General features: G+C 37.3%; 3 protein-coding genes. All 3 read right to left on the bottom strand.

The genetic code is table 11. The annotated features are described in order from the left end of the window. Nucleotides 1-38: 38 nt before the first annotated feature. Nucleotides 39-551 (bottom strand): GrpB family protein, encoded by a 513-nt coding sequence (locus tag F591_RS29290; protein ID WP_169445887.1) that lies wholly within the window; start codon nucleotides 549-551, stop codon nucleotides 39-41. Between the two features lie 113 nt (nucleotides 552-664). Further along, complete coding sequence (locus F591_RS0126935; RefSeq protein WP_019537630.1) at nucleotides 665-1,399, bottom strand: class I SAM-dependent methyltransferase; 735 nt, start codon at nucleotides 1,397-1,399, stop codon at nucleotides 665-667. Between the two features lie 94 nt (nucleotides 1,400-1,493). Further along, on the bottom strand, nucleotides 1,494-1,847 hold the full coding sequence (locus tag F591_RS33745; protein ID WP_425414377.1) for a LysE family transporter: 354 nt from the start codon (nucleotides 1,845-1,847) through the stop codon (nucleotides 1,494-1,496). Between the last annotated feature and the right edge of the window lie 101 nt (nucleotides 1,848-1,948).

The raw sequence follows: 1,948 nt of genomic DNA, 5'->3' as shown, positions 1-1,948 counted from the left end.
TCTCCACTAGGCATGGGAAACTCCTACATTTTTACATCTTAAGTCGCCATTGCTTTAGCATCTTGCATTGATCTTATGCGCTTTCGAAATTCAGGTTTATTATACCATTCATTAGCCTTTTTAAGAATTTCATTAATAAAGTCAGCCTTGCGCTCTGAGTATTCTAATAAATTGTTTACACCTTCGGATATTATCATCTTTTTCAACTCTGAATATCTCATTGCTTCATCTTTATTACTGCGCAAAAAGTCACGTAGAAGAATATTATTGTTCCAAATCAAGTTCCCGAATTGGGTAATGTGTACATTATATGCCTTGGGAAATCTCTTCCGAAAATAAATCCTTCCACTTACTCCTGCTTCACCAAGATATTCGTAGCCTAATTCTATGACTTTACAAATCTGAGATTTCTCCAGGGGCAAAGACTTTACACCTATCATAATGTCAACTATCGGTTTTGCCCAAATTCCAGGAATAGATGTGCTTCCTATATGTTCAATACCTAACCGCATCACCAAGAGCATTGCATAATTGTTCTTTTTCATATTCATACTGTCCGGCCCATTCAGGGTTATATTCCTCAATATAAATTTTCTCATTTATTTCCATTGGTACACCGCCTTCAAACACAGTGCTTCACCTCCGCCTTCATTTCATTCTAATATTACTTCTTTCTTGCCGACACAAGCAGCATCATTGGCCGGCGCAGTTCATCCAACATTCCAGGTACTGTATTAAGCATATTTTCTGCTGGCTTTGGTTCAACAACTCCTGTTATTTCAAATCCTAATTTTATGAGGCTGTTTAAGTATGTAGTAAGTGTCCGGTGATATTTAATAACTTCCTCACCTAGAAATTTAGCATTACGAATACCTTCCGTGAAATAATGGTCAACTGGCCAATGCAGAATATTACCTTTACCATCATAATACCAATCCTGAGGACCTTGTGCTGTAAAAATGGGATGCTCTACAGAAAATACAAAATCTCCACCTTTTGAAAGACATTTATATACTCTGACTAATACATCCTCTAAGGATTTAACATAGTGAAGAGCCAGGGAACTGATAACAACATCAAAGGATTCTTCAGGAAAGTCTATGTCCTCTATTGGCATACAGATATACTCGATATTCCCATATTTTGTTTTACTCTTTGCTTCACTTAACATCTTTTGTGAAATATCAATTCCAATTACTGACCTGGCACCGTTCTCTACAGCATAGCGACAATGCCATCCAAACCCGCAGCCTAAATCTAAAACCCTTTTATCTTTGAAGTTAGGCATCATCTTTTTTAGTTCATGCCACTCCCCCGCACCTTCAAGACCATTTTTTGAACGGTTCATGTTGCTATATTTATTGAAAAAGACATCATCATCGTATTTGTTTTGTTTCATTATAATTATCCCTTTCTATTTGTCATAAATCCAGCAATAGTTAAAACAGTTATATATACAAATGCTAATTCGAACTATATACCTATCTTTTTTCTCACTCTATCGCCCCTAATAGCATCTTCCAGCCACTGCCTATAAAATAGATTGAAAATGCTACAATAAATATGCCTAACAATATAATTATCCATCGATATAGGGTATCACTTATCAGTTTCTTTCCTCTGGAAAATGCCGTGGATATTGCTGTATACCATACAAAGTCCGATAGGATATGCCCTATGAAAAAGAACAAAACACCAATTAACCCTGAAGTATAAGACTGGCGTATTGATTCCATACCTGTTGACGCCCACCAGAGAATAAAATACGGATTGGTAGCACTTACAAGCGCTCCCGCTAATGCAAGATTCCTCACTCCGGCACTATTCCCTGCTCTTTGGCTCTCCAAAGAAACTGAGGCTCTTCGCCACTAGCGATGCTACCAGCCAAAATTAGCTCTACGAATTTCCAGAAAACCTTTGAAAATCGGACAAGGGAATTGGTATAGAT

Source organism: Paenibacillus ginsengihumi DSM 21568 (genome assembly GCF_000380965.1).
GTDB classification, from domain to species: Bacteria; Bacillota; Bacilli; order Paenibacillales; family NBRC-103111; genus Paenibacillus_G; species Paenibacillus_G ginsengihumi.
This window is presented reverse-complemented; position numbering and strand designations above follow the sequence as displayed.

Coding starts and splice junctions, on each gene's coding strand:
- F591_RS29290 (WP_169445887.1), bottom strand. CDS start 551: ATGAATATGAAAAAGAACAATTATGCAATGCTCTTGGTGATGCGGTTA.
- F591_RS0126935 (WP_019537630.1), bottom strand. CDS start 1,399: ATGAAACAAAACAAATACGATGATGATGTCTTTTTCAATAAATATAGC.